Below are 25,053 nucleotides of genomic sequence, written 5' to 3'. Positions count from 1 at the left end.
TTGCATCTCACTTCCATGAGAGCATCACAGCTGCTTTGATATGGATTAAATACCCTAAGCGCTATCGCAGATTAACACGCAATACCGCCGCACTGGCAAAGGGCAAAAGCGCAATGACACCAAAGGTGATCCCGGCAAGCATCAATAGCGGCGTAGATACGGCCTGCCCTTCCGCGCCGCGCCGCGCAAGCTCTGCTCCAAAGATGAGGGTCGGCACGTAAAGTGGTAACATCAAAAGAGAAAGCAGGAGCCCCCCGCGTTTGATTCCGACCGTCAATGCAGCGCCAAATGTTCCAATTACACTCAGTGCAGGGGTACCCAAAGCCAAAGACGTCACGAGCCAGACATAACCCTGAGACGGCAAATTCAGCAGCACGCCAAAGAGCGGCGCAGCCACGACAAGTGGGACTCCTGTTGTGAGCCAGTGAGCCAGCGCTTTGACCGACACCACAGCCTCCAGCGGTAAGGGTGATGTGGCCACCAGATCCAAAGTACCGTCTTCCCAGTCGAGCGCCAGAATGCGGTCAAGTGACAACAGGCAGGCGAGCAGTGCGCCGAGCCAGAGGATACCGGGTGCGATCTTCGTCAGAAGGCCGCTCTCGGGTCCTACTGAAAACGGTACAAGTATCACAACTATAAGGAAAAAAGCGATTCCGAGCCCAAAGCCACCCCCGGCTCGGAAAGCCAGTTTCAAATCCCGCAGCAACAACGCTTTCATAGGAACGCCTCGTCATAACCCGATATGGTGCCTTCGCGGGCCGTGGCGCGATATGGCCCAACATCTAGTGTGTCGACGTTGAGGCCAAGCTCTATATGGGTGGCAAGGAGGGCGCTGCCGCCGGATTGGAGGTGCTGCTCTACCGCGCGGGCGAAGAGTGCGACGGAGGCTGTGTCCAGCGAGACAGTGGGCTCATCCAGAATCCAGATCGGTCGACCTGTCACCAAAAGGCGCGCGAGGCCGAGGCGGCGCTTCTGACCGGCAGAGAGCGAGCCTGCGAGACGGTCTTGTAAATCGACCAGATCAAAGCCCTGTATAGCAGCGGATATGTCTGTCTTTCCAAATACTTCCGCCCAAAACTTTAGGTTCTCAACCACAGTCAGCATTGCTTTCAAACCGTCGCTGTGGGCGGCGTAAGCGATGCTTTCCTCAGGCGCTTCGATCGTGCCTTTGAAGGCGGGTTGCAGCCCGGCCACCGTGCGCAGAAGTGTGGTTTTTCCAACCCCATTGGGGCCTTTGAGAATCAGTCCCTTGCCGGGCGGCACATCAAAGGTGATCCCTTCCAGAACAGCCACGCCGCCGCGAGCCACGCTGACATTTTTTACGCGCAAAGTCATAGGTTTGCATCTATCCGGTTTTCAGAGGTGGCAAAAGAGTAACCTTTTGACGCAGGCAAAACACGGGGTGTCGGTATCGCATCGGTATTGCGGCAGTATCGCGTAGGTGCAATTTTGCGGTTTTTTGCACATCGGCCAAGTCTGAACAGAGCGTGCGTTGCGCAACGCGTTTAGACAGGGAGAAGTACAGCTGCGACCCGCCGCCCCTCGTTCACCAGCACATTGTAGGTGCGGCAGGCGGAAGCTGAGGCCATCGGCTCCACCCCGATCCCAGCGGCCTCCAGCGCCTCCCGAAAACTGGCGGGCACCGGGGCCATGGCCGCACCTGTGCCCATTAGAATGAAATCGATGTCATCACCCAGCGCCAGCACTGCGGCTGGGTCGTCATAGCCGGACCAGCTGCGTGCGCCTTTGGCGTGGATCACAGCACCGCCTTCGATCACCTCTCCGCCAATGCGGAAAAAGCCGGGGCCGTAGCTGTCGATTGGAATGGCGTCGGTATAGGTCACTTCGGTCATCTGCATGGTCGTCTCCTGCTAGTGCGTCCCGCCCGCGTTCAAGATCGGCAATCCCGAAAGCGCCGCAGCCGCGATGATCACATAGGCCACGATGCGATAGAGTTTCTCATGGCGCGGATCAAACAGCCAGCCCCCAAGCAGGTTGCCCGCCATCGCCGGGACAGACAACAGGATGCCGAGCACAAAAGGTGCCATCTCAAACCGGCTGAGACAGAGCAAAATGACCAGCAGCAGAATGTCATAGAAGAACAGATACGCGCTGGTATTGGCACGGATCACAGCGGGGCCATGGCGACTGGCCATATAGAAGAGGATCACAGGCGGACCCGGCAGCCCAGCCGCACCCCCCAGAAGCCCCCCAGCCCCACCGATGCCATAGACCATAGGGGGCGTCACTGAGCCGCGATAGCGAAAGCCGCCAAGCAACACGACCAGCATCAAGAGAGACAGGATGGAGACCAGATAGCGGTAGACATCAGGTTCCGTGCGCGCCAGCAGCCAAAGCCCGAGCGGCAGAAGTGCGACAACACCGATCATGAGCCGCAACAGATCGCGGCGATGGCCGTTGCGCAACGCCGCCGGGATATGCACGGAGGGGGCAATGATGTCCATGCTCGCCAAAGTGGTGATCGCCCAGACGGGCGGCATGATTTGTGCGGCAATAGGAAGGTAAATCATCGCGGTGCCAAATCCGGCAAATCCGCGAACGCAGCCTGCAATAAATGCCGCTGCGGCGACCCAGGCCAACCCGTCAAGAGCGAGGGCCTGGGTCAGAAAATCAGGCATCAATATTGGCGAATTGATTGCCAGCGGTGTTGTCTGGTTTGGACCAGTCCCGCTTTACGCCGAGCTTCAGCAGCACAGCAGAGGCGATGAAGATCGAGCTGTATGTCCCGACAATCACACCCCAGATCATGGCAAATACGAAGCCACGGATCACGTCGCCCCCCAGCACAAAGAGCGAGATCAGAGCGAGCAATGTGGTGACAGAGGTCATCATCGTGCGGCTCAGGGTCTCGTTGATCGAGATGTTGAGCACATCCTTCAGCTCCATCTTCTTGTACTTGCGCAGGTTCTCACGAACACGGTCAAACACAACCACGGTGTCGTTGAGCGAGTAGCCCACGATGGTCAGAAGCGCCGCGATGATGGCCAAGTCAAAGCGGATCTGAAGCTCAGAGAACACCCCGATGGTCAGCACAACATCGTGCACAAGGGCCGCCACGGCGCCGAGGGCGAACTGCCATTCAAAGCGCAGCCAGATGTAGACCAGAACCGCGCCAATCGCCAAGAGCACCGCAATCGCGGCAGTCTTGATCAGCTCGCCAGACACTTTCGGGCCAACGGATTCGACGGAAACAAACTTGATGTCCGACACCACGGTTTTCAGTTGTGCCTCAACACGTTCAATCACATCAGATGTCACCGCCTCTTCGCCTTCCTGGGCCTGAATGCGGATCATCGTCACATACTGATCCGCCTCAAAGGTGGGATCAAACACTTCGGTGATGGAAATGTCGCCGAGCTCCAGCGGCACCAGCGCTTCGCGGTAGTCGCCAACGACCACCGGCTGTGCGCTTTCGGTGCGGATGGTTGTGCCACCGCGGAAGTCGATGCCGAAGTTCAGCCCCTGAAGGAAGAAGCTGACCATTGCAGCCACCATCAGCGCGCCGGAGATGCCCAGCCACAGGGTTGGACGCGAGAAGAAATCCCATTTGGTCTCTTGGGGAACCAGTCTCAAACGCATGGCTTATACCTCGATTGTCTTGGGACGGCGGCGTTCAAACCACATCACGATCATCACGCGCGTCACAAAGATCGCGGTGAAGACGGAGGTGAGAATGCCAAGCCCCAGCGTGATGGCAAAGCCGCGTACCGGGCCGGAGCCCACGGCAAAGAGGATCACGGCGGTGATGAATGTGGTGATGTTGGCGTCCAGAATGGCAGAGAGCGCCTTTTCATAGCCAAGCTCGATGGCGCGGGCTGGGCCTTTGGCCGATTTCAGCTCTTCGCGGATACGCTCAAACACCAGCACGTTGGCGTCCACCGCCATACCGATGGTCAGCACGATCCCGGCAATGCCCGGCAGGGTGAGCGTGGCGCCAATCAGGCTGAGCAGGCCAAAGATCAGGCCCACGTTGATGATGAGCGCGATATTGGCAAACAGACCAAAGGTGCCGTAGCTGAGGAACATGAAGACCAGCACGGCGACAAAGGCGACGATACAGGCGATGCGGCCTGCCTCGATGCTGTCTTGACCAAGCTCTGGGCCGATGGTGCGTTCCTCAAGGAATTCCAGACCGGCAGGCAGTGCACCCGCGCGCAGCAGCACGGCGAGGTTGGTGCTTTCTTCCACAGTGAAGCGCCCGGTGATGATGCCGGAGCCGCCCGCGATATGGGCCTGAATGACCGGTGCGGAGATCACTTCTTTGTCGAGCACGATGGCAAACGGGCTGCCGATGTTGTCAGCGGTGTAGTTGCCGAATTTGCGCGCGCCGGTCGGGTTGAAGCGGAAGGACACAGCGGGGCGGTTGTTTTGGTCAAAGCTTGGCTGCGCATCAACCAACTCTTCGCCGGTGACCACAGGCGCGCTTTCCACGATGTAGTAGACGCCCTCTTCATCCAGCGATGGCAGCACTTCGTTGCCGACACCTGCGGGCGCGTCCGGGTCAGAGACACGGCCCACAACCGGGTTAAAGGTCAGCTGTGCGGTGGTGCCGATGATGTCTTTCAGCTCAGACGCAGAGCCAATGCCCGGCACCTGAATGAGAATACGGTCCGCACCTTGGCGCTGAATGGTCGGCTCACGTGTGCCGACCTCGTCAATCCGGCGGCGGATGATTTCCAGCGCTTGCTGCACGGTGCGCTCGTCGGTGGCGAGTTTTTCCGCATCGGAGAGCGTGACGATGATCACATCACCATCGGTGCGCACCACGATGTCAGAGGCCCCGGCCCCGGTGATGGATGTCACCGGGCGCGACAGGCCGCGCACAAGGCTGGCGGCTTCCTGAATGGCCTCGGGCTTGGAGATTTTCACGCGCAGCTCATCCGCGGGGGACGGCTGCAGGCGGATGGTGCCGATGGTGGCGCGCTCGCCACGCAGCAGATCGCGCACCTCAGGCCACATGGCTTTCATGCGGCTTTCGTAGACGTCGGCCACCTTGACCTCGGCCAGAAGATGCGCGCCACCGCGCAGATCGAGGCCGAGGTTCACCAGACGGCTGGGCATGAAGGACGGCCAAGCGGCGACCGCCTCCTCCAACTCGTCATTGAGCTCGCCGAACTCCATGGCGGCGAGCGCGTCATTATGGGCCTCCACCTTCGGATAAAAGGCATTTGGCGTGGCCAAGAGCAGGCCCACCGCGCAGGTGAGCCAGATCAGGACCCGTTTCCAAAGGTCGATTTGCAGCATGTTTGCAGCCCTGTTGGTGGTCTTTTTAGATTATTCGGATTTGGCCGCTTCGGTCTTGGCCAGAACCTGTGCGATGGTGGATTTGACCACACGCACTTTCACGTTTTCGGCCAGCTCAACTTCGACTTCATTGTCGTCTTTGACCTTGGCGATTTTGCCGATCAGACCGCCCTGGGTCACGATCTGGTCGCCCCGGCGCACACCGGCCACCATGGCCTGATGTTCTTTCACTTTCTTCTGCTGCGGGCGGATGAGCAGAAAATACATGATCGCAAAGATCAGAATGAGCGGCAGAAACTGGCCAATTTGGTCCATGGTGTGAATCCCTTTTTTAGAGTGCAGGCCAAAGCCTCGCGAAGTCGCAGGGAACCTATGGGGCTTAAGCGACACTTGCAAGGCGAGATGATGGGAAATGCGGATGCATCTCTGCCGTTTGTCGGGTGGACGTGCGATTGACGCAACCCTAGTGTGAAATCGCAGTAAGAGCAGAGGCAGGCATGACAACAATCACCCTCACCACAGAGGATTTTCAGTTTCTGACGGCATTTGTGACCATGATGATTTTCGCGGTGACACTCTTTTGTGCGCTGCCATCGGGGGCTAATAAGGAAAACACGGCGATTGCGCGGTTGCAAGAGGCGCTTGGCGCAAAGCGCTGGCCTGCAAAATGGTTTGTCGCGGTGGCGCTATTCTGGGCGGTATTGGCGCTTTGCCTGTTTGGCGGGCTGATCGTCACCATTGGCATGATTGTGCATCAACTGTTTTTTGCCGCGGATTTTACCGCCAACCGCTTTCCGCTGATCCAACTGGCGGCGCTGACGGCAACATTGGGCGCGGTTGTTGCGCTGCCCTTTACCGTGCTGCGCCTGAAGCTGACGCAGGAGCAGACAGAGACCGCAAAAGCTGCGCTGTTCAATGAAAAGATTACTGAGGCTGCGGCGGATTTGCATGCGCAGCGACAGGTATCGAAAGAAACCGAGAGCGGTTGGGGAACGGTTTGGGAAGATGACATAACCCGCCGCAATGCCGCCATTGACCATCTGGAAGGTTTGGTGCGCGAGGAACCACAGGAAGCTGTGCGGGTGTCCCGTTTGCTCAGTGTCTATGTGCGCGAGCTTTCCAAAGCTTATCCGGCAAAAGTGCCCCCAGACAAAGAAGACATCGACAATGTCCGAGAATGGGCAAGAAGCCTAACCGTGCAACGCTCAGACATGCAAAACGCCGTGCAAGTTCTGGGGCGACTGGCCGTCAATGCGCCTGACCACAAAGACGCGCTGGAAATCGACCTGCGAGGCGCGAACCTTCAGCACATGGATTTGGTATATTTGACATTTGAAAAGGCAAACCTCGGCGGCGCGAAACTGCAGGGGGCATACCTCATCGGCGCGAAACTGCAGGGGGCAAACCTCAGCAGCGCGGAATTGCAGGGGGCAGACCTCAGCAGCGCGGAATTGCAGGGGGCAGACCTCATCGGCGCGGAATTGCAGGGGGCATACCTCATCGGCGCGAAACTGCAGGGGGCAAACCTCAGCAGCGCGGAATTGCAGGGGGCAGACCTCATCGGCGCGGAATTGCAGGGGGCAAACCTCAGCAGCGCGAAACTGCAGGGGGCAGACCTCGACAGCGCGGAATTGCAGGGGGCAGACCTCATCGGCGCGGAATTGCAGGGGGCAAACCTCATCGGCGCGAAACTGCTGGGGGCAAACCTCAGCAGCGCGGAATTGCAGGGGGCATACCTCAGCAGCGCGGAATTGCAGGGGGCAGACCTCAGCAGCGCGGAATTGCAGGGGGCATACCTCATCGGCGCGGAATTGCAGGGGGCATACCTCATCGGCGCGGAATTGCAGGGGGCAAACCTCAGCAGCGCGAAACTGCAGGGGGCAGACCTCAGCAGCGCGAAACTCGATCAGAAATCAAACCTCACAGAGGCCAATCTCCTAGCGGCCTCTGTGAAGTTTGTGGATTTTACCAACGTACCACAAATAGCGCCCCATTTGCAGGATATGTTTGGAGATGGATCCGTTACGCTACCGCCTGATACTTCGCTTCCGCCAAATTGGTCCCAAAAGAAAGACCTGAGTTATGAGGCGTTCCACGCCAAATGGCGCGTCTTTGCCGCGTCAAAAGGTGTCGAGATCCCCGACTAACACAACGCTTCCCCTCCCGCCCCTGCTCCGGCATATAGGCGGCACTGTGAATCACATATTATCGAAGGACACATGAGATGCATGACATTAAAGCGATCCGCGAGAACCCGGCCGCTTTTGACGCCGCCCTGACCCGCCGTGGGGATGCGGCCATGTCCGCCTCTTTGCTGGCCCTTGATGAAGAGCGCCGCGCCAAGATTGCGGCCGCTGAGGCTGCGCAAGCCGCTCAGAAAGCCGCCGCCAAAGAGGTGGGTGCCGCCAAAGCCAAGGGTGACGAGGCCGAGTTTGAACGGCTGCGCGCCCTTGTGGGGGAGAAGAAATCCGAAGTGGCGGCGATGCAGAATGAGGCCAAGGAGCTGGACGCCAAGCTCAATGACGCGCTGGCGCGCATTGCCAACCTGCCCGCCGCGGATGTGCCCGATGGGGCGGATGAGGACGACAACGTCGAAATCAACCGCTGGGGCACCCCGCGCGAGATGGATTTCACCCCGGTGGAACATTTTGAAATCGGCGGCGTGGCCGCGAGCATGAATTTTGACACCGCTGCCAAAATCTCCGGCGCGCGGTTTGTGATGCTCAAAGGCGCGGTGGCACGCATTCACCGCGCGCTGGCGCAATTCATGATCGACACCCATGTGGATGAAAACGGGCTCACCGAAATCAACACCCCGGTGCTGGTGCGTGATGAGGCGATGTTTGGCACCGATAAACTGCCCAAATTTGCCGAAGACAGCTATCAGACCACCAATGGCTGGTGGCTGATCTCAACCTCGGAAATCCCGCTGACCTATTCGGTGGCAAATGACATCCTCGAAGAAAGCGCCCTGCCGATCCGCATGACCGCGCATTCCCTGTGTTTCCGCTCGGAAGCGGGCAGCGCGGGCAAAGACACCTCCGGCATGCTGCGCCAGCACCAGTTTGAAAAGGTGGAGATGGTTTCGATCACCCATCCGGACAACAGCGAAGACGAGCAAAAGCGCATGCTGCGCTGTGCCGAGGACATTCTGGAAAAGCTCGGCATCCCCTATCGTACCGTGGTGCTCTGCACCGGCGACATGGGCTTTGGCGCGCGCCGCACCTTTGACATCGAAGCGTGGATCCCGGGGCAGAACACCTATCGCGAGATCAGCTCTGTCTCCACCACCGGTGATTTTCAGGCGCGCCGCATGAACGCCCGCTTCCGCCCCACCGATGGCGGCAAGCCGGAATATGTGCACACGCTGAATGGCTCCGGCCTCGCGGTGGGCCGCTGCCTGATTGCGGTTCTGGAAAACGGTCAACAGGCGGATGGCTCTGTTGTGCTTCCAGAGGTGCTTGCGCCCTATCTGGGTGGCAAAACCGTGCTGACCGCTGAGGGTAAGCTGGCTTAAGCTCCAGCCTGACAGTCCAAAAAAGAAGCGCGGCGCCGGTGACCGGTGCGCCGCGCTTTTTTATTCTGCCGCTGTCATTGAGCTTTGGGTCTGGCGCTTTTTGGGGAAAGGCACCAACCGCTCCGCTTCTTCATCCCAGAGTTTGAGCGAGAAAGAGCGGATCGCCTCGGGCCATTTGATGGTGGGCAGGTCAAATTCATCGCGGATCATCTGGTGGCAGCGGCGCAGATTGTAATGCGGGATGCGGGCGTTGAAGTGGTGGATGTCGTGATAGGCGATATTGGCGGAGGCCAGATCCATCCACCAGCCGAGATCAAGTGCCGAGGACCCTTGCAGCGCCGCCAGACGCGGATCCAGATCTGGGCGGCGATCCCAATAGGTGTCTTCAAAATTATGCTGAAGATAGACCATAAACACCCCAACCATGCCGCCAAAGAGCGAGCTGAGGAACCAGATCAGCACCCCGTTCCAACCCGCCAGCGCATAGATTGCGCCCATGTAGGCCAGCACCACCAGATTGTGCAGCACCACAGAGCGCCACATGGTGTGGGCGTTTTTGGGCCAGCGGTAGCGGATGAAATAGGTGAACAGGCTGCCCAGCGGAATCAGAATGAAGGGATTGCGGTAGAGCCGGTATTGCAGGCGCTCCCAAAATCCGGCGGCCTCCCATTCGCGCACCGTCATGGTGTGAATTTCGCCCGTGTCCCGATGATCGAGGTTGCCGAGGTGTGAGTGGTGCATGTTGTGATTGTGGCGCATCGCGGCGTAGGGCGCGAAGGTCACAACCGACAGCGCCTCCCCTGCCCAATCGTTGTGTTTGCGGCTTTTGAAGAGCGAGGCGTGCCCCGTGTCATGCTGCAAAACATAGAGCCTGACCGCTGACAGCCCATTCAGCGCCATGAGTGGGAGGAGCAGATACCATGTGTCCTGATGCGTAATCGCAAGAGCGAGCGTCGCAAAATAGAACGCAAACGTGGCAAAGAAACTGACCGCGCCAATACGGTCATCCTGAACTGTGTATTCTTTTAAGCGCTCGCGAATTTCCATCGCAAACCCCTCTGTAAAATAAGATTTCCGCCTGAGCCTAAAAACTGGCCTGGGTTTGTGTCAAATACGCGACCATTGCTGAAATGGCGCGCTGACCCCAACTATAACCCGAAATTAACCTTCGGCAACGTGCGCGATGACGCAGGTTTTCAACCAGACCGAAACCTCACCCTTTGCCGCCGCACACCGTGCCAGCCGCTGCCATGCAAAAAGGCCGCCCAGTTGGGGCGGCCCGGAAGCGGTGTATGTGGCACAGGGTCTTAGTAAGACGCGCCACGGCCCTTGATATGTTTGCGCAGACGCGAGGGCGTGGATTTCTTTTTGCCCTTATAGGGGTTTTTGTCACCCTGTCCGCGCATGGTGAGGCGGATCGGTGTCCCCGGCATATCAAATGTCTCGCGCAAGCCATTGATAAGATAACGAGAATAGCTCTCCGGAATCTTATCTGGGTGCGAGCACATCACCACAAATCCCGGTGGGCGGGTCTTGGCCTGGGTCATATAGCGCAGCTTGATGCGCTTGCCCTGTGGCGCGGGTGGCGGGTGCTGTTGCAGCATTTCCACGAGCCAGCGGTTGAGCGCCGCGGTGGGAATGCGGCGGTTCCATGTGTCGTAGGCATCCAGAATGGCGTCATGCAGACGTTCCAACCCGCGGCCAGTTTTTGCCGATACGGTGATAAGCGGAGCGCCGCGCAACTGTGGCAGCAGGCGGTTGAACGCCTCTTTGAGGTCGCGCAGTTTCTCCTGCTTGTGCTCTTCGACGTCCCACTTGTTGACCGCGACGATCACCGCCCGGCCCTCACGTTCGGCCAGATCGGCAATGCGCAGATCCTGTTGTTCAAACGGAATGGCAGCGTCCAGAAGCACAACCACAACCTCGGCAAATTTAACGGCGCGCAGGCCGTCACCGACAGAGAGCTTTTCCAGCTTGTCCTGCACTTTTGCCTTTTTGCGCATGCCCGCCGTGTCAAAGATGCGCATGGGCGTGTCGTCCCAAGTGGTGCGCAGGCTGATGGCATCGCGGGTGATCCCGGCTTCCGGGCCGGTCAGCAGGCGGTCCTCGCCAATGATCTGGTTGATCAGCGTGGATTTACCAGCATTCGGACGCCCCACAACGGCAATCTGCAAAGGACGGCGCTCGGTGAGCATCTGAGACGGGCGCAGCGCATCGGGATCGATCTCTTCATCCGCCTCGTCTTCGTCGAGGTCGACATCGGTCTCGACTTCGTCATCCAGAGCTTTGGCGCGTTTGGCAAACTCATCTGCGAGCGGCATAAGATGTGTGTAGAGGTCGTTGAGACCTTCGCCATGTTCTGCGGACAGGCGGATCGGCTCGCCAAGGCCAAGCGAATAAGCTTCGATCACACCGGAATCCGCAGCGGAGCCCTCGCCTTTATTGGCAGCGAGGATCACATGGGTGGCGCGTTTGCGCAGGATCTCGGCAAAGATCATATCGGTGGGGGTGACCCCTGCCCGGGCATCAATCATGAACAGACAGATATCCGCCATATCCACCGCACGTTCCGTCAGGCGGCGCATGCGCCCTTCAAGACTGTCATCGGTCGCATCTTCCAGACCTGCCGTATCAATCGCGGTAAAACGCAGATCGGCCAGTTTTGCATCGCCTTCGCGCAAATCACGCGTCACCCCCGGTTGGTCATCCACCAGCGCGAGTTTTTTGCCGACAAGGCGATTGAACAGGGTGGATTTGCCCACATTTGGGCGGCCCACAATGGCGAGCGTGAAACTCATGACAGATCTCCGGAACGTCTGAAGTCGCTCCGATATACCATTATTGCGTCAACGGAAAGCGTACAATTGACCTTTGCGGTTCACAACATACAGCACGCCACCTGCGACAATCGGGTTTGTGGCAGCGCCGCCGGGAAGATCCACGGTGTGTGACAGGGATCCGTTCTGCGGATTGTAAAAGCGCAGCTTGTCATCAGAGGAGGCCACAACCAGCTGACCACCGGCCAGGATGGGGCCGTAGTGCACGTGCATCGACGATTGTTTGCGCGGCTTGTCCTTCACGAAAGTCGGAAGCTGTACGCCCCAGATCCGGGTGCCATCACGTGCATCTACACGGAGGAGCACATTGCGCTCTGAGACCAAGAATAGCGACCCACCCGCTGGGAACACCGGGCTGAGCGCGCCGTGATCAGCTGTCCAGTTGCGCTGGCCAGTTTCCATGTCAAAGGCTGCCATACGGCCAGAGTGGTTCGCCACATAAGCGGTGTTGCCAACCACAACCGGATCGCTTGAGATGTCCCCCACGGTATTGACCGAACGCCCCGGGCGCACGTCTGACAGACCCGCAGTCCAGCGGGACACACCGCCCCGACGGAAGGCCGCCTGAAGCTCACCTGAGCCATATGGGAAGAGCACAAGACGATCCGTCACAGCCGGAGCTGCGGGGCTTTGCACGTTTTGAACGTTGGGCAGCGAAAGAAGTTGCCATGCGACACGGCCGGTATCAGTTTCAAGGGCCCAGCCAGTGGCATCCCCAGACACCACATAAACCAGTCCGTCATAAACGGTGGGTGTGCCACTGCCGACGGATTGCAGTTTTTGCTCCCAAAGCACGGCGCCGGTGGCGGGATCCAGCGCGGTGAGCGCGCCAAATCCTGTGGTCACAAACACTTTGCCATCGCCATAGGCGAGACCGCCTGTGGACGCCTGGCCCGTTTTATCCTGCACAGAGGTGAGATCGCGGCTCCATAGGCGTTCGCCCGACGTGGTTGTGGCGCTGATTGTGGCCTCTGCATCCACTGTGAAGATACGCCCGTCTGCAATCACCGGGTCTGCTGTGATCCGGGTTTTGCGCGTTTCGCCCTGACCGATGGATGAGGACCAAAGGAGATTGGGCTGCGCTGAAAGCGCCGCGTTTGCGGTGCGATATTTTGGGGACCCAATCCGGTGCGTCCACTCGGCATTTTGCACCTGCGCAGGCAACTTGATCGCCGGGCTTTGGTTTTCAGGCACCTCAGGCTGCTGCACCAGATCTTCCCGTGCTCCGGGCAGAACAATCTCTGGTTCGGCGCAGGCTGAGAGCAGCGCTGCTGCGGCCACCGCTGCCAGCATCAAAGTCTTACGTGTCACTGCACAGGCCCCCACACCTTTTTCGTCTTAAATCTGTTGGTTCACTGACCAAGGGCCAGCCCATTGGTCTGGGCCGGTGTACCACCCAGTGCCACAATCAACTGGGATGCGCGGCTGCGCAAGCCCGCAGTGACTGCGGCGTCCTGGATCAAGTCCTGAAGTTGGGCGATTGCACCTTCGGCGTCGCCTTCTTCGAGTGTCAGCAGGGCCAGCTGCTCTCGTGCGAGCAATGCCAAAGGCGCACCCGGTGCTGCCAGAGATTCAAGCGCCAGACGGCGCTCTGCCACAGGTGTGTCCTGCCCCTCAGCCAGCACAGACTTAAAGGCTGCGATCTGGCGGTAAATCTCTGGCATGTCCAAACCGCTGGTCGAAATACCTTCGAGCGTGGCGGCTGCATGTGCGCCCTCCCCCAGTTCAATCTGGTGCGCCGCAAGCAGCATGTCAGACACAATCTGTGCATCAGGTGAGTCGGTCTTCAGTTCAGAGAGTGCGGCGACGCGCGCCTCAGTGTCGCTGGAGGACACAGCAGCAATGATGGCATCGCCTGATTTCTGTGCCGCGTCCCGCGCATTGTTCTTGCGCACTTCGTTTGCAGCCGCTGCGCCAACAATCGCAATCACCAGCAAAACAGCGATCCACCCATACCGGCGCATCAAAGCGAACAGACGGTCACGACGGACTTCTTCGGTGACTTCTTCGATGAAACTGTCGGTGTTGCTCACGCCTGCTCTCCTATTGGTTCGCTTTGTCTTATCGTTTTGTTTTGAAAGTGCCAAGTACCCGGGCGGCTTGCACGCAAATCGGCGCTGGTTTTTCATAGTGTTGACATTTTTTGAACTGATGAGTTCAAAATTGCGTAGTATAGGTTGTTTCTCCTTCGGGAAGCTCCAATATATCGCTCAATATTTCGTGTGCGTGCAAAGCGCCCCAAACACACAGGGAACAGCAGATGCGACTAATTCCGTTCCTCACCGCGATCTTGGTCACGGGTTTTCTTTTTATGATCGTGGTAGAACGCGAGCGCCTTTTGGCATTTGCCAGTAGTGGCAACGCTGATCTATCAGATGCAGAGGCTGACACCTCTTCACAAACGATCACCTCTGCGCAAGACACAGGTGACGCGTCGTCCGATCCTGCCGCCCAAGACAAATCGCTGATCCGGGTTGTGGCGTTGCGCAGTGAAGCGCGTGAGATCGACAGTGCGGTGATCCTGCGCGGAGAAACCCAAGCCGATCGCGAAGTGGAAGTGCGTGCGGAAACAGCCGGGCTGGTGATTTCAGAGCCGCTGCGCCGCGGCGTCAGCGTCAGCGCGGGACAACAGCTTTGCCGCCTTGATGTGGGCACCCGAGAGGCGGTGCTTGCAGAGGCACGCGCAAGATTGAGCGAAGCCAAAGCGCGAATCCCCAGCGCCGAAGCCGCAAAAATTGAAGCTGAAGCCCGCCTTGAAGAGGCGTTGATCAACGACAATGCGGCCCGCAAGCTCTCCGAAGGCGGCTTTGCGTCCTCAACCCGTGTTGCCAGCGCCGCCGCAAGTGTGCGCGCGGCTGAGGCGTCGGTTCAGTCTGCGACCTCGGGACTTGAGTCGACACAGGCCGGAATCGAATCAGCGATGGCGCTTGTGGCTGCCGCGGAGAAAGAAATCGAACGCCTCACCATCACGGCGCCCTTTGATGGGCTGCTGGAAAGCAAAACCGCCGAGCTTGGCAGCTTGATGCAGCAAGGCACCCTCTGTGGAACTGTTCTGCGTCTGGACCCGATCCGCATTGTTGGGTTTGTTCCGGAAACGGAGATTTCACGCGTCTATGAAGGGGCCCTGGCAGAAGCGCGTCTGACGACCGGACAACAGGTCGCCGGCCAGGTCACCTTTGTGTCGCGCTCCGCAGATGAAACAACCCGCACCTTCCGGGTTGAGATTGCGGTGCCAAACCCGGACCTGAGCATTCGCGATGGCCAGACCGCAGAGATTGCCATCTCTGCTGATGGTGCCGCCGCGCATCTATTGCCGCAATCTGCGCTGACGCTGAATGACGAGGGCACTTTGGGGGTGCGCCTTGTGGATGAGAACAACGAAGTGTTCTTTGCGGCCACAGACATTCTGCGCGATGGCACCGATGGTGTCTGGCTTGGCGGGTTGCCGGAGATGGCCAATGTGATTGTGGTCGGCCAAGAATTCGTGACAACCGGCGTCGAGGTCAATCCAACCTATCGGGAGGTGAACTGATGACAGGCGCCATCACCTGGGCCTCTGAACGTGCCCGTATGATTCTGGCGTTCATCGCCATTTCCCTTGTGATCGGCGCGCTGTCCTACAAAAGCTTGCCCAAAGAAGGTGAGCCAGACATCGACATTCCGATCCTTTATGTGTCGGTGAGTTTCCCCGGAATTTCGGCAGAAGACGCGGAAAGCCTGCTGGTGAAACCCATGGAGACCGAGGCGGTCGATCTGGATGGTCTGGACCAGATGACGGGTATCGCATCTGAAAACCACGCCTCTCTGCTCCTGGAATTCGATTTTGGCTGGGACAAGAGCGCAACCATTGCTGATGTGCGCGACGCCATGAACACCGCGCAGGCAAATTTCCCTGATGGTGCAGAGCAATACACCATCACGGAGATCAACTTCTCTGAGTTTCCGATTGTCATCGTAAACCTGACCGGAGATGTGCCTGAGCGGACAATGGCGCGCCTTGCCAAAGACCTGCAAGACGAGTTCGAAGCGATTGATGCGGTTCTGGAAGCCCCGATTGCGGGCAATCGTGATGAAATGGTTGAGGTGGTGATCGACCCGCTGCGGCTGGAATCCTACAACATCACCGCGCTGGAAGTGATCAACGTTGTGCGCAACAACAACCAGTTGATCGCGGCGGGCGAAGTGGACACCGCGCAGGGCACATTCTCTGTCAAAATCCCCTCCTCTTTTGATGGGGTTCAAGACATCTATGCGCTGCCGGTCAAAACCAATGGCGACCGGGTGATCACGCTCGGGGATCTGGCTGAAATCAACTTTACCTTTGAAGACCGCGCCGGCACCGCGCGGTTTGATGGTGAGAAAACCGTCGCTTTGCAGATCGTAAAGGGCAAAGGCTACAACATCATCGATACGGTAGAGCAGATCAAAACCACGCTGGCAGAAGCACAGAAAAGCTGGCCGGAAGAGCTGAATGCGGCGGTTCAGGTGGGCACGTCTAACGACCAAAGCCGCACGGTTGGCTCGATGGTGCGCCAGCTCGAAGGCTCTGTGCTGACCGCGGTGGCGCTGGTGATGATTGTCATTCTGGCCGCTCTGGGCAGCCGCGCGGCGATGTTGGTTGGCTTTGCCATTCCCGCGTCATTCCTGCTGTGTTTTGCCTTCCTTGCGGTGATGGGCGTGACCATTTCCAATATGGTGATGTTCGGCCTAATCCTTGCGGTTGGCATGCTGGTGGATGGCGCGATTGTGGTGGTGGAATACGCCGACAAACGCATCAAAGAAGGCACCGGCCCGATGCACGCTTATGTGGAGGCGGCACAGCGCATGTTCTGGCCGATTGTCAGCTCCACGGCGACCACGCTCTGCGCATTCCTCCCCATGTTGTTCTGGCCCGGTGTGCCCGGTGAATTCATGGGCATGCTGCCCGTTACGATGATTTTTGTTCTGTCAGCTTCGCTGCTTGTCGCGCTGATCTATCTGCCTGTTGTGGGCGGTATTTCGGGTCGCATGAGCCGGATGTTTGCGCGTGCCTCGGAGGTATTGCGCGGCCGGCTGCCTTGGGTTGTCCGAGCCGCACTGGTGCCTGTGGCACTGTGGGGCATGTTCTCTGGCGTGATGCAGATGCTGAACCCGGCCTATTTGCTGCCAGAGGGCAGCGGCGGCATGGCCCCTCTGTTGGTGGGCGGCATTCTGTTCGTGCTGTCAGCCTTTGCGGCGTCTATCACGCTGAGCGCGGCAGAATTGCGCTTCAAACAGTCAGGCATACAGAGTGGGTTCCGGCTGAACGCCTTTGGCCGTCTGATCCGCTTTATCGTTGGAAATCCGGTCATGCCAATCGTGGCCATCGTGGCGGTGATTTTCACAGTCTTTAGCGTGATCAACTACTTTGGCGAAAACAACAACGGCGTTGAGTTCTTTGTGGAGACCGAGCCGGAGCAAGCCTCTGCCTTTGTACGGGCGCGCGGGAACCTGTCGCTAGAAGAAAAAGACGCCATGGTGCGCGCGGCTGAAGAGATCATCATGGCCCACCCTGCGGTTGTGAATGTGTTCTCCTTCGCGGGTGAAGGCGGTCTCGACACAGGTGGACCGGGCGGCGGTGAGAACACCCCACCTGACACCATCGGTCAGGTGCAGTTTGAGATCATTCCATGGGATGAACGCCCAACTGTGCGCGAAAAATGGTTCTTTGACTTGCTGGAACGTGAGGTCACCGCGCCGGAATTTGCGGGCAACCGTGTGCTTGACGAGTTGAACGCAGAACTCGCGCTTCTGCCGGGCTTCTTTGTGGAAACCAAACCGATTGAACAGGGTCCGGGATCAGGCAAGCCGATCCATCTGCGTTTGCGTGGTGATGGCTGGGATGGTCTGAACGCCGCAGCACTCGCCGCCCGAGACACCTTTGAATCCACCCCCGGTCTGACATTGGTGGAGGACACACTGCCCCTGCCCGGCATCGACTGGCAGATCGACGTAGATGTGGAAAAAGCCGGGCGCTATGGCGCGGATGTGGCAACCGTGGGCGCGATGGTGCAGCTTGTCACCCGCGGTATCCTGCTTGATACGATGCGTGTGGACAGCAGCGACGAGGAGATCGAAATCCGACTGCGCCTGCCAGAGGATGACCGAGTGCTGTCAACGCTGGACAGCATCAAGGTGCGCACCAACGAGGGCCTTGTGCCACTGTCCAACTTCATCACCCGCACCCCGGTGAAGAAACGCGCCTCCATCAGCCGCATTGATCAGGAACGCTTTTATGACGTGAAGGCGGATATTGAGCCGGGGCTGATCAAGCTTGAGACTGGGGATGGCGAAGAGATCGTGGCGCATGCATTGGTGCGTGAAGTGGTCGAAGGTACCGTGCCCACCGGCGATGTGATCACCGCAGACACCGGCGAACGCTATGAAATCTTCACTCTGCTTGAAGCGGAAAGCGTGAATGACGTACGCACGGCTCTGACAGACGGCGCGCGTAAAGTGCCGGTGACCCCAACGGAGCGTATTGCAGCATTGACCACGTGGTTGGAAACCACCCCCTTTGACAGCTCTGTCAGCTGGGAGTGGACCGGGGATCAGGAAGAGCAGGAAGAATCTGGTGCCTTCCTCACCAGCGCCTTCTCTGCTGCTTTGGGGCTGATGTTTGTGATCCTGCTGGCGCAGTTCAACAGTTTTTACAACGCGGTTCTCGTGCTTTTGGCGGTGGTTCTGTCTACGGCTGGCGTGCTTGTTGGCATGCTGGTGATGGATCAGACCTTCTCCATCATCATGACCGGCACCGGCATCGTGGCCCTGGCGGGGATAGTGGTGAACAACAACATTGTTCTGATCGACACCTATCAGGAATACAGCCAATACATGCCCCGGATTGAGGCGATTGTGCGCACCGCGCAAAGCCGCATTCGCCCGGTGCTTTTGACCACCATCACCACCATGGCGGGCCTTGCGCCAATGATGTTTGGCCTGAGCCTTGATTTCCTCAATGGCGGCTATTCGATCGACAGCCCAACCTCGCTCTGGTGGAAACAGCTGGCCACGGCGGTGGTGTTCGGGCTTGGCATTGCGACGGTGCTGACGCTGGTGTTCACCCCGTCCATGCTGGCGCTGCGGGTCTGGGCAAGCACCTATTTTGGCTGGCTGATGCAGCTGCTCGCTCGTCTGTCCATGGGCCGCGCCTCGCGCGCGGGTCAGGACTGGGCCCTGCGCCGTGAAGCCCGCAAGGTAAGGCACCCTGTGCTGCTTTGGGATGATGCCGCGTTTGAGACGAAACCGCGCAAGACAGATGACGGGGCACTCGACCCAACCGAGCTCGCACCGGAGGTTGAAGCGCCGCGTATGGGGGCCAAAGCGGCCGCCAATGACACCCCTGACGCAAGCGGTGTTCAAGCCGCAGAGTGAACCGTCAGAAACCAAATCCAGCAAAAGCCCCGCTATGCTCGTGGGGCTTTTGTTTTTTGGTAATGATACGTTCCCTGCGGTGCAGATACCAAGCGCAGTTGAGTACACAGACGGTGCCGATCGGTACATATTTTGGCCTCATTTCACCGACACATATCTATTCAGGGGGCGGTCAAGATCGCCTTGATGAAGTCGGGGTTTGGGGAGACATATCTTGAATTCAGCGCAGCAACCGGAGCGCCAGAAGCTTGTCGCCCTTAGCCGTTTGGCGTTGGTTATGGCCCTTCTTCTCTTCGTCTTGATAAGCGCAACGGCCTTTCCATCTCTTTTCATTCGGCAGACAGCCGTTGTGACAATCACGATGGTCGACACTGCTCGAGACTGTCGGAAAAGAGTGTCCCGTAGACTCAATAAAATATGGCCCGAATACAGATCCAGCACACCGCAGAACGCAGTAGATTACTGCGGCCTCATCATGTCTGACCATGGTAGTTTCGAACTTCCTCAGACAGCTTGGCTTCATATCTTTGGCCCCTCCAGAGGAGAACTTCACGACGCGCTTTTTGTTGGATGCAAGTATCGCGTTCTAGTAACGGGGCCAGGCATTGCATTGGAGAAGGGCAACAACATGTCTACACACAATCGGACCCTTCGACGCGCGGTGCCGCAAGGAAGATGCCCTGCCATTGATAAGGGATAGTGGAGTTTTCCCAGCAACAGTGTTCACTCACTCTCACCAGAAATTAGCTTCGCGCCGCTGAGGAGGGATTTCTGTGCATCACACACCATCGCAAACAATGACCGGTCGCCTTTGCTGAAGTGCCGGTGTTTGAGTTAGATTTCAGTCTTCTGTGGTCAGTCTTTTGGCCAAAACCAGCGCAAGGAGCGCGGCTATGAGAAGAAACACAGCACCAGCCATCCAAGCCACAGGGGTTGTGTAGATCTCTGCAATGGCCCCGGCGGCCACCAATCCGAGTGCGGCGCCCAGCTGTTGAATGAGTGATTTCAGAGAGAGCATGGTTGAGCGCTGACGGTCGTCAACGCAGCGGTGCAGAATGCTGCTGGCGGGGGTCTCGCTGATGCCAAGGCACATCGAATACAGGCCGAAGACGATTGCAAAGCCAAAGATCTCGCCCTGCAGTGCCAGCGCGATTTGCACCGCTGCAAGGCAGATGAAGGTCCCCGCCAGGGTCAGTGCGTGCTGTCGTTTGAAGATCTTGCTGACATAGGGCGACAGAGCGGCGCCAAACGCAATCGAGAAGAAGTAGGTCGCGGTCAACACCCCGATGGTGGTGTTTGCATAGCCCTGCTGCAACATTGGTTTGGCAAAGGTTGGCCAGATCACCTCAACCGGGTTGGTTGCCATCAGGAAAAACGCCAATGCGGCCAAGAGCAGGGACAGGGTTGGATGTTTTAAGGCCAGAAGAGAGGCGTCTTTGATCACCGTGGGGACATCTGCAAATCCTTGCCTGAGCGCAGCAAAGTTCACAGGGCGCGCAGGTTCCTCAATCGCCAAGAGCGTGAACAGAAACACCCCAAGCATCACGGCAAAGCTTGCTGCATAAGAGACATCATAGGCGCTGAAACCGTGGCTTTGTGCAAAGCCACCGAAGACATCCGGTAGAAACCCGCCAAGAACTGCGCCAACAGCCAATCCGATGGCATTGGCTGACTGCGCTTTGGCCAGCGCGGGCTGGACATCCACATGGGGCGCAGCTGTCTGAAAGGTTTCTACAAACCATGCATCCAACGTGCCAGAGCGCAGCGCGCGGCCAAATCCGATGAAGGCAAAGGAGAGCGCCAGAATATGGAAGTCGCGGGTTGCTAGGAACAGCACAAGCGACAGCAGACTGGCAATGACTGCCGCCAGAAAAACCGGTTTGCGTCCGATGCTGTCTGCCAGACCACCGAAGGGCAGCTCCATTGTCATGGTGGTGAGCGAATAGACCCCAAAGAGCAGCGAAACCTGCACAAGATCCATGCCACGGTCTGTCAACGCCAGCGCCACAACCGCAACAGTCAAACCCATCGCAAAACGATCCAGAAACTGGTGTGTCTGAAACACCCGAATGTGGCGCCGGGCTGGAGCGGGCAGCGCCGCGAAGGAAAACTCAGTTTCTATAGCCATAGTTGCAACATCACCGTTTCAACCGCGCCACACAATAGATTTGGTGTGGGGCTCTGTGCCCGCTTGCCGCAGGGGGATGTGACAACAACGGATGCTCGCGCCTGCCCTATGCGCAGGAGGCCACTTCGCCGGCGGAGACGACAAACACCTTGAGACGTCGGCTGGTCGCGAGATGCCCTTGTGTGCGCTTTGCTTTATGCCGCGTCCTCATCAGCCTGTTGGCGCGCCCAGAGTTGGGCGTAGCGGCCCTGCTGTTCCAAGAGAGCTGTGTGGGTGCCCTGCTCAATCACCTCACCCTGCTCCAGCACGACAATGCGGTCGGCCTCGGCAATGGTGGAAAGCCTGTGGGCGATGGTGATCACAGTGCGGCCCTCACCGGCACGCGCCAACGCCTCTTTGATGCCCTGCTCGGTTTCAGTGTCGAGCGCAGAGGTGGCCTCGTCCAGCAACAGGATCGGCGGGTTCTTCAAAAGCGTGCGCGCGATGCCAACGCGCTGTTTTTCCCCGCCGGAGAGTTTCAGACCGCGTTCGCCGACCATGGTGTCATAGCCCTCTGGCAAGGCAGAGATGAAATCATGGATCTGCGCAGATTTCGCGGCGGCGATGATCTCTGCTTCGCTGGCCCCGGCAAGGCCATAGCCAATGTTGTAGCGGATGGTGTCGTTAAAGAGCACCGTGTCCTGAGGCACCACACCGATGGCATTGTGCAGGCTTTCCTGTGTCACATCGCGCACGTCTTGCCCGTCGATGCGCAGCGCGCCGTCCTGCACATCATAGAAGCGGAACAAAAGCCGCCCGATGGTGGATTTGCCAGAACCTGACGCGCCAACAATGGCCACTGTCTGTCCGCCCGGCACATCAAGGCTCACATCTTTCAGAATGGCGCGGTCGTCTTCATAACCGAATGCGATGTTTTCCAAGGAGATGTGGCCCCCAGATACCTTGAGCGCTTTGGCGTCTGGTTTGTCCGCGATCTCTGCGTTGTCGTTCAGCAGATTAAACATCTGCCCCATGTCCATCAGACTCTGGCGGATTTCACGGTAAACAAACCCCAAGAAATTCAAGGGCGCAATCACCTGCAGCATGTAGGCGTTGACCATCACGAAGTCGCCCACTGTGAACTCACCATCAGCCACCCCCATGGCGGCCATGGCCATGACAGCGACCAGCCCCGCGTTGATGATAAACGCCTGCCCAAAATTGATTGCAGCAAGCGAGTTGGTGGTTTTCACGGCGGCGGCTTCATAGCCTGCCATCGCCTCATCATACCGGGCGGCCTCGCGCCGTTCAGCGCCAAAGTATTTCACCGTCTCAAAGTTCAGCAGGCTGTCAATCGCGCGTTGGCTGGCCTCATTGTCGCGGTCATTCATCACGCGGCGGATGCGCAGGCGCCATTCGGTGACCGCAAAGGTGAACCAGACATAGATCACCATGGTGCCTGCCACAACGACGAGGAAGCGCCAGTCAAACAGCGCCGCAAGCACAGAGCAAATCATAATCAGCTCTAAAAACAGAGGCCCGATGGAAAACAGCAAAAACCGCAGCAGAAAGGCCACGCCTTTGACGCCGCGATCCATAATACGGCTGAGCGCGCCCGTGCGCCGCGTCAGGTGATAGCGCAGGCTCAGCGCGTGAATGTGCCGGAATGTGGTGAGCGCCAATCGGCGCAGTGCGCGCTGGCTGACCTTGGCAAAAAGCAGATCCCGCAGCTGATCAAAGCCCACCGCCAACAGCCGGTTGGTGCCATAAGCGAGTGTCAGCCCCACCGCGCCAAGCGCCAAAACTGGCACGCCCTCGCCTGCCAATGTGTCCACCGCGCTTTTGTAAAGCATGGGGGTGAACACTGCGACAACTTTGGCCATCACCAACGCCAGAATCGCGCAGATCACGCGCACGCGCAGACCTGTCTCGCCCTTTGGCCAGATGTAAGGCAGCACGCTGCGAATGATCCGCATGTTGGAACGGCGCTCTTCCTGCGCCTGCTCACGATTGCTGATGTTGGTGTCTGACATGCTGCTTGCCTTGCTTGTGGGTGAGCTGGGCAAACTTAAGCATTGGGCGGGGAACTTGCCACCCCCCGCGCTGCGATCAGACGGTTATTGTTCCGGCACCGTAAAGACTTGGCCCGGATAGATCAGATCTGGATTGAGAATTTTCTCTTTGTTGGCTTCGAAGACGCGCAGATACAAAAGCCCTTCGCCATAGTTGTCGCGCGCAATCGCCCAGAGGGTTGAGCCCGGCTGAACCGTCACGATTTGAACTGCGGGCTGCGCGACATCCGCAGAGACGGCGACATCGGGTTGCGCGGGGGCTGCCACGGCAGGCGTGCTGTCTGCAGTGTCCGCGCTTTGCGCCACTGGTGCGTCGTCGGTCGCGGTGGCCAGCGCAGTCGTGTCTTCTGCTGTTGGCTGCGCAGGTTGTGCAGTGTTTTCTGCCGCGACGGCTGGCGGCACGCTCTCTGTCTCAGTGGTAACAGACTCAGTGGCGGCTGTTTCAGAGGCGGCCAAGGTTGGCGCGCTGCTCTGCGTGTCCGCGGCGTCCGCCAGCGCAGTCTCAACGGGCGCAGTGGTCGAGGCCGTGTCGGCGCCCTCCTCCGCTGGAGTTTCGACCGCTTCACCCCCTGCTGGTGGCGTCGATGGGGTTGGCTGCTGCGCTTCTGCGCTTGCCTCTGTTGTGGTTTCTCGCGTTGCGTCAGCCGCTGGCGCGCTGCCCTCAGGGGCTCCTTGCGACGCGGTTGTGGGCTGATTGGCAGCGGTGGCATCGGCCTGCGCACGCGCGCGGGCCACGGTTTCAGGGGTTTCGCGCCTAAACGGCGTCAGGATGCGCGAGGTCACTTTACCGCTCTCATCCACCTCATCAGCGCGCATTTCATAGAGACCACCCGCCACATCCGACAGCTGACTGGTCCACATGCCCGTGTCATCAATCGCGGCCTCTGCGGCCAGATCATTGTTCAGGTAAAGCCGCACAACACGGCCCTTTGCGCCATGGCCAGACACCATCACGGCCCCTGTGTCTGTGTAGCTGATGGAATCGATGGAGACCGCCGCCAGAACTTCTGGCGCGGTATCTGCGGTAGAGGCAGGTTGCAGGACCCGCACCCCTTCGGAGTCAGACACGATCACAGCGGGCGCTTTGGCGGCAGGCGCAGCCGTGTCAGCCGCGGCTGTTTCAGCGGTGTCTTTTGCGGTGTCTTCTGCGGTGCCCGGTGCTGGCGCATCCTCTGCGGCAACGCTGGCCACATCTTCACTGGCTGCTGCTGTCTGCTCGGTGTTTGTTGCAACTGGAGCGGCGACAGACAGCACGGGCGCCACGATCACAGTGGCATCAGAGGGCACATCACCTGCATCACGCCGCTCAATCAACGACAGCACGCGTGGCGCTTCGCTGGGAGCGATGGAGAGGACCGCGGCAAACTGGCCGGTGTTGTCGGCTGGAGAGGTCGCAATTTCCACGCCATCCAGCAGAATGGCCAAAATCGCATTTGGGGCAGCCGCCCCGGCGATTACGGTGTTGCCCTCGGCATCCACACGCACGAGATCAAAGCTCGGGGCTGTCACGGCTTCTGCGCCGTCTTGCGCGTCGGTGGTTGCCGTGGATGCTGTCTTTTCTGTTTCAGCGGCTTCAGCTTCGGTGACGTCTTCGGCCGGGGCCTGCGCGACGGTTTCTGCTGTCGCTTCTGGCGCAGGGGCGCTTTGAGTGGTGGCCTCGCTTGTGTCCTCCACCGCGCTGCCATCAAGCACACCGCTGGCCACCAACGCATAGACAGACACGCCCATCGCCACCACAATTCCGGCCACCCAGGCAACATTTCCGCCCAGACCTGACGCTTTCTCTGTCATCGCCGACAAACCCCCAAATTCTGTCGTTCTCTCGGTTGAGAGACAGTATCAACCCCTCTATTTGTGGTCAAA

The 25,053-nt window shown here is 58.7% G+C and carries 18 protein-coding genes; 4 read left to right on the top strand and 14 right to left on the bottom strand.

Translation table 11 applies throughout. The features are described from left to right. Window positions 1-61: 61 nt before the first annotated feature. The 7 genes from ccmB to yajC form a co-directional block, all read right to left on the bottom strand. A complete protein-coding gene (ccmB, locus tag PJL69_RS02185) occupies window positions 62-718 on the bottom strand; it encodes a heme exporter protein CcmB (RefSeq protein ID WP_271308193.1) in 657 nt (218 codons plus the stop codon). Further along, window positions 715-1,335, bottom strand: a complete 621-nt coding sequence (gene ccmA / locus PJL69_RS02180; protein WP_271308192.1) for a heme ABC exporter ATP-binding protein CcmA — start codon at window positions 1,333-1,335, stop codon at window positions 715-717. Before ccmA ends, ccmB begins: the two co-directional genes overlap by 4 nt. Window positions 1,336-1,505: 170 nt before the next feature. Then, window positions 1,506-1,859, bottom strand: a complete 354-nt coding sequence (locus tag PJL69_RS02175) for an Mth938-like domain-containing protein (RefSeq protein WP_271308191.1) — start codon at window positions 1,857-1,859, stop codon at window positions 1,506-1,508. 12 nt (window positions 1,860-1,871) lie between these two features. Beyond that, on the bottom strand, window positions 1,872-2,639 hold the full coding sequence (locus PJL69_RS02170; RefSeq protein ID WP_271308190.1) for a TSUP family transporter: 768 nt from the start codon (window positions 2,637-2,639) through the stop codon (window positions 1,872-1,874). After that, entirely contained in the window at window positions 2,632-3,600 is a 969-nt protein-coding gene (secF, locus tag PJL69_RS02165; protein ID WP_271308189.1) for a protein translocase subunit SecF, read from the bottom strand. The genes PJL69_RS02170 and secF overlap by 8 nt, the downstream gene beginning before the upstream one ends. Window positions 3,601-3,603: 3 nt before the next feature. Then, the gene (gene secD / locus PJL69_RS02160; RefSeq protein ID WP_271308188.1) at window positions 3,604-5,265 is read right to left on the bottom strand and encodes a protein translocase subunit SecD; all 1,662 of its coding nucleotides are present in this window, start codon (window positions 5,263-5,265) and stop codon (window positions 3,604-3,606) included. A gap of 30 nt (window positions 5,266-5,295) precedes the next feature. Then, a complete protein-coding gene (gene yajC, locus PJL69_RS02155; RefSeq protein WP_271308187.1) occupies window positions 5,296-5,580 on the bottom strand; it encodes a preprotein translocase subunit YajC in 285 nt (94 codons plus the stop codon). A gap of 182 nt (window positions 5,581-5,762) precedes the next feature. On the opposite strand from yajC, the gene PJL69_RS02150 reads away from it, so the two are divergent. After that, window positions 5,763-7,412 (top strand): pentapeptide repeat-containing protein, encoded by a 1,650-nt coding sequence (locus PJL69_RS02150; protein WP_271308186.1) that lies wholly within the window; start codon window positions 5,763-5,765, stop codon window positions 7,410-7,412. Between the two features lie 77 nt (window positions 7,413-7,489). Continuing rightward, window positions 7,490-8,782, top strand: coding sequence for a serine--tRNA ligase (gene serS, locus PJL69_RS02145; RefSeq protein ID WP_271308185.1), 1,293 nt, complete (start codon window positions 7,490-7,492; stop codon window positions 8,780-8,782). 60 nt (window positions 8,783-8,842) lie between these two features. Here the strand turns inward: serS and PJL69_RS02140 are convergent, their stop codons facing one another. From PJL69_RS02140 to PJL69_RS02125, 4 genes are all read right to left on the bottom strand, one after another. After that, window positions 8,843-9,829, bottom strand: a complete 987-nt coding sequence (locus tag PJL69_RS02140; protein ID WP_271308184.1) for a fatty acid desaturase — start codon at window positions 9,827-9,829, stop codon at window positions 8,843-8,845. 260 nt (window positions 9,830-10,089) lie between these two features. Continuing rightward, window positions 10,090-11,580 (bottom strand): ribosome biogenesis GTPase Der, encoded by a 1,491-nt coding sequence (gene der / locus PJL69_RS02135; RefSeq protein WP_271308183.1) that lies wholly within the window; start codon window positions 11,578-11,580, stop codon window positions 10,090-10,092. Window positions 11,581-11,628: 48 nt separating this feature from the next. Beyond that, complete coding sequence (locus tag PJL69_RS02130; RefSeq protein WP_271308182.1) at window positions 11,629-12,930, bottom strand: PQQ-like beta-propeller repeat protein; 1,302 nt, start codon at window positions 12,928-12,930, stop codon at window positions 11,629-11,631. Between the two features lie 41 nt (window positions 12,931-12,971). Continuing rightward, window positions 12,972-13,652, bottom strand: a complete 681-nt coding sequence (locus PJL69_RS02125) for a hypothetical protein (RefSeq protein WP_271308181.1) — start codon at window positions 13,650-13,652, stop codon at window positions 12,972-12,974. A 227-nt stretch (window positions 13,653-13,879) separates the two neighbouring features. On the opposite strand from PJL69_RS02125, the gene PJL69_RS02120 reads away from it, so the two are divergent. Next, a complete protein-coding gene (locus PJL69_RS02120; RefSeq protein ID WP_271308180.1) occupies window positions 13,880-15,151 on the top strand; it encodes an efflux RND transporter periplasmic adaptor subunit in 1,272 nt (423 codons plus the stop codon). Next, window positions 15,151-19,011, top strand: coding sequence for an efflux RND transporter permease subunit (locus PJL69_RS02115; RefSeq protein ID WP_271308179.1), 3,861 nt, complete (start codon window positions 15,151-15,153; stop codon window positions 19,009-19,011). The genes PJL69_RS02120 and PJL69_RS02115 overlap by 1 nt, the downstream gene beginning before the upstream one ends. An 841-nt stretch (window positions 19,012-19,852) precedes the next feature. Here the strand turns inward: PJL69_RS02115 and PJL69_RS02110 are convergent. The 3 genes from PJL69_RS02110 to PJL69_RS02100 all read right to left on the bottom strand — a co-directional run bounded on the left by PJL69_RS02110 (window position 19,853) and on the right by PJL69_RS02100 (window position 24,981). Next, entirely contained in the window at window positions 19,853-21,139 is a 1,287-nt protein-coding gene (locus PJL69_RS02110) for an MFS transporter (RefSeq protein WP_271308178.1), read from the bottom strand. Between the two features lie 194 nt (window positions 21,140-21,333). After that, entirely contained in the window at window positions 21,334-23,151 is a 1,818-nt protein-coding gene (locus tag PJL69_RS02105; RefSeq protein WP_271308177.1) for an ABCB family ABC transporter ATP-binding protein/permease, read from the bottom strand. A gap of 84 nt (window positions 23,152-23,235) precedes the next feature. After that, complete coding sequence (locus PJL69_RS02100; RefSeq protein WP_271308176.1) at window positions 23,236-24,981, bottom strand: LysM peptidoglycan-binding domain-containing protein; 1,746 nt, start codon at window positions 24,979-24,981, stop codon at window positions 23,236-23,238. Window positions 24,982-25,053: the final 72 nt, after the last annotated feature.

The organism is Shimia sp. MMG029, assembly GCF_027947445.1.
Lineage (GTDB): Bacteria > Pseudomonadota > Alphaproteobacteria > Rhodobacterales > Rhodobacteraceae > Shimia.
The sequence above is the reverse complement of the archived record's forward strand: the minus strand, read 5'-3'. Positions and strand labels throughout refer to the sequence as shown.

Coding starts and splice junctions, on each gene's coding strand:
- PJL69_RS02105 (WP_271308177.1), bottom strand. CDS start 23,151: ATGTCAGACACCAACATCAGCAATCGTGAGCAGGCGCAGGAAGAGCGC.
- PJL69_RS02170 (WP_271308190.1), bottom strand. CDS start 2,639: ATGCCTGATTTTCTGACCCAGGCCCTCGCTCTTGACGGGTTGGCCTGG.
- PJL69_RS02100 (WP_271308176.1), bottom strand. CDS start 24,981: ATGACAGAGAAAGCGTCAGGTCTGGGCGGAAATGTTGCCTGGGTGGCC.
- ccmA (WP_271308192.1), bottom strand. CDS start 1,335: ATGACTTTGCGCGTAAAAAATGTCAGCGTGGCTCGCGGCGGCGTGGCT.
- PJL69_RS02150 (WP_271308186.1), top strand. CDS start 5,763: ATGACAACAATCACCCTCACCACAGAGGATTTTCAGTTTCTGACGGCA.
- PJL69_RS02110 (WP_271308178.1), bottom strand. CDS start 21,139: ATGGCTATAGAAACTGAGTTTTCCTTCGCGGCGCTGCCCGCTCCAGCC.
- der (WP_271308183.1), bottom strand. CDS start 11,580: ATGAGTTTCACGCTCGCCATTGTGGGCCGCCCAAATGTGGGCAAATCC.
- serS (WP_271308185.1), top strand. CDS start 7,490: ATGCATGACATTAAAGCGATCCGCGAGAACCCGGCCGCTTTTGACGCC.
- PJL69_RS02140 (WP_271308184.1), bottom strand. CDS start 9,829: ATGGAAATTCGCGAGCGCTTAAAAGAATACACAGTTCAGGATGACCGT.
- PJL69_RS02175 (WP_271308191.1), bottom strand. CDS start 1,859: ATGCAGATGACCGAAGTGACCTATACCGACGCCATTCCAATCGACAGC.
- ccmB (WP_271308193.1), bottom strand. CDS start 718: ATGAAAGCGTTGTTGCTGCGGGATTTGAAACTGGCTTTCCGAGCCGGG.
- PJL69_RS02120 (WP_271308180.1), top strand. CDS start 13,880: ATGCGACTAATTCCGTTCCTCACCGCGATCTTGGTCACGGGTTTTCTT.
- secD (WP_271308188.1), bottom strand. CDS start 5,265: ATGCTGCAAATCGACCTTTGGAAACGGGTCCTGATCTGGCTCACCTGC.
- yajC (WP_271308187.1), bottom strand. CDS start 5,580: ATGGACCAAATTGGCCAGTTTCTGCCGCTCATTCTGATCTTTGCGATC.
- secF (WP_271308189.1), bottom strand. CDS start 3,600: ATGCGTTTGAGACTGGTTCCCCAAGAGACCAAATGGGATTTCTTCTCG.
- PJL69_RS02115 (WP_271308179.1), top strand. CDS start 15,151: ATGACAGGCGCCATCACCTGGGCCTCTGAACGTGCCCGTATGATTCTG.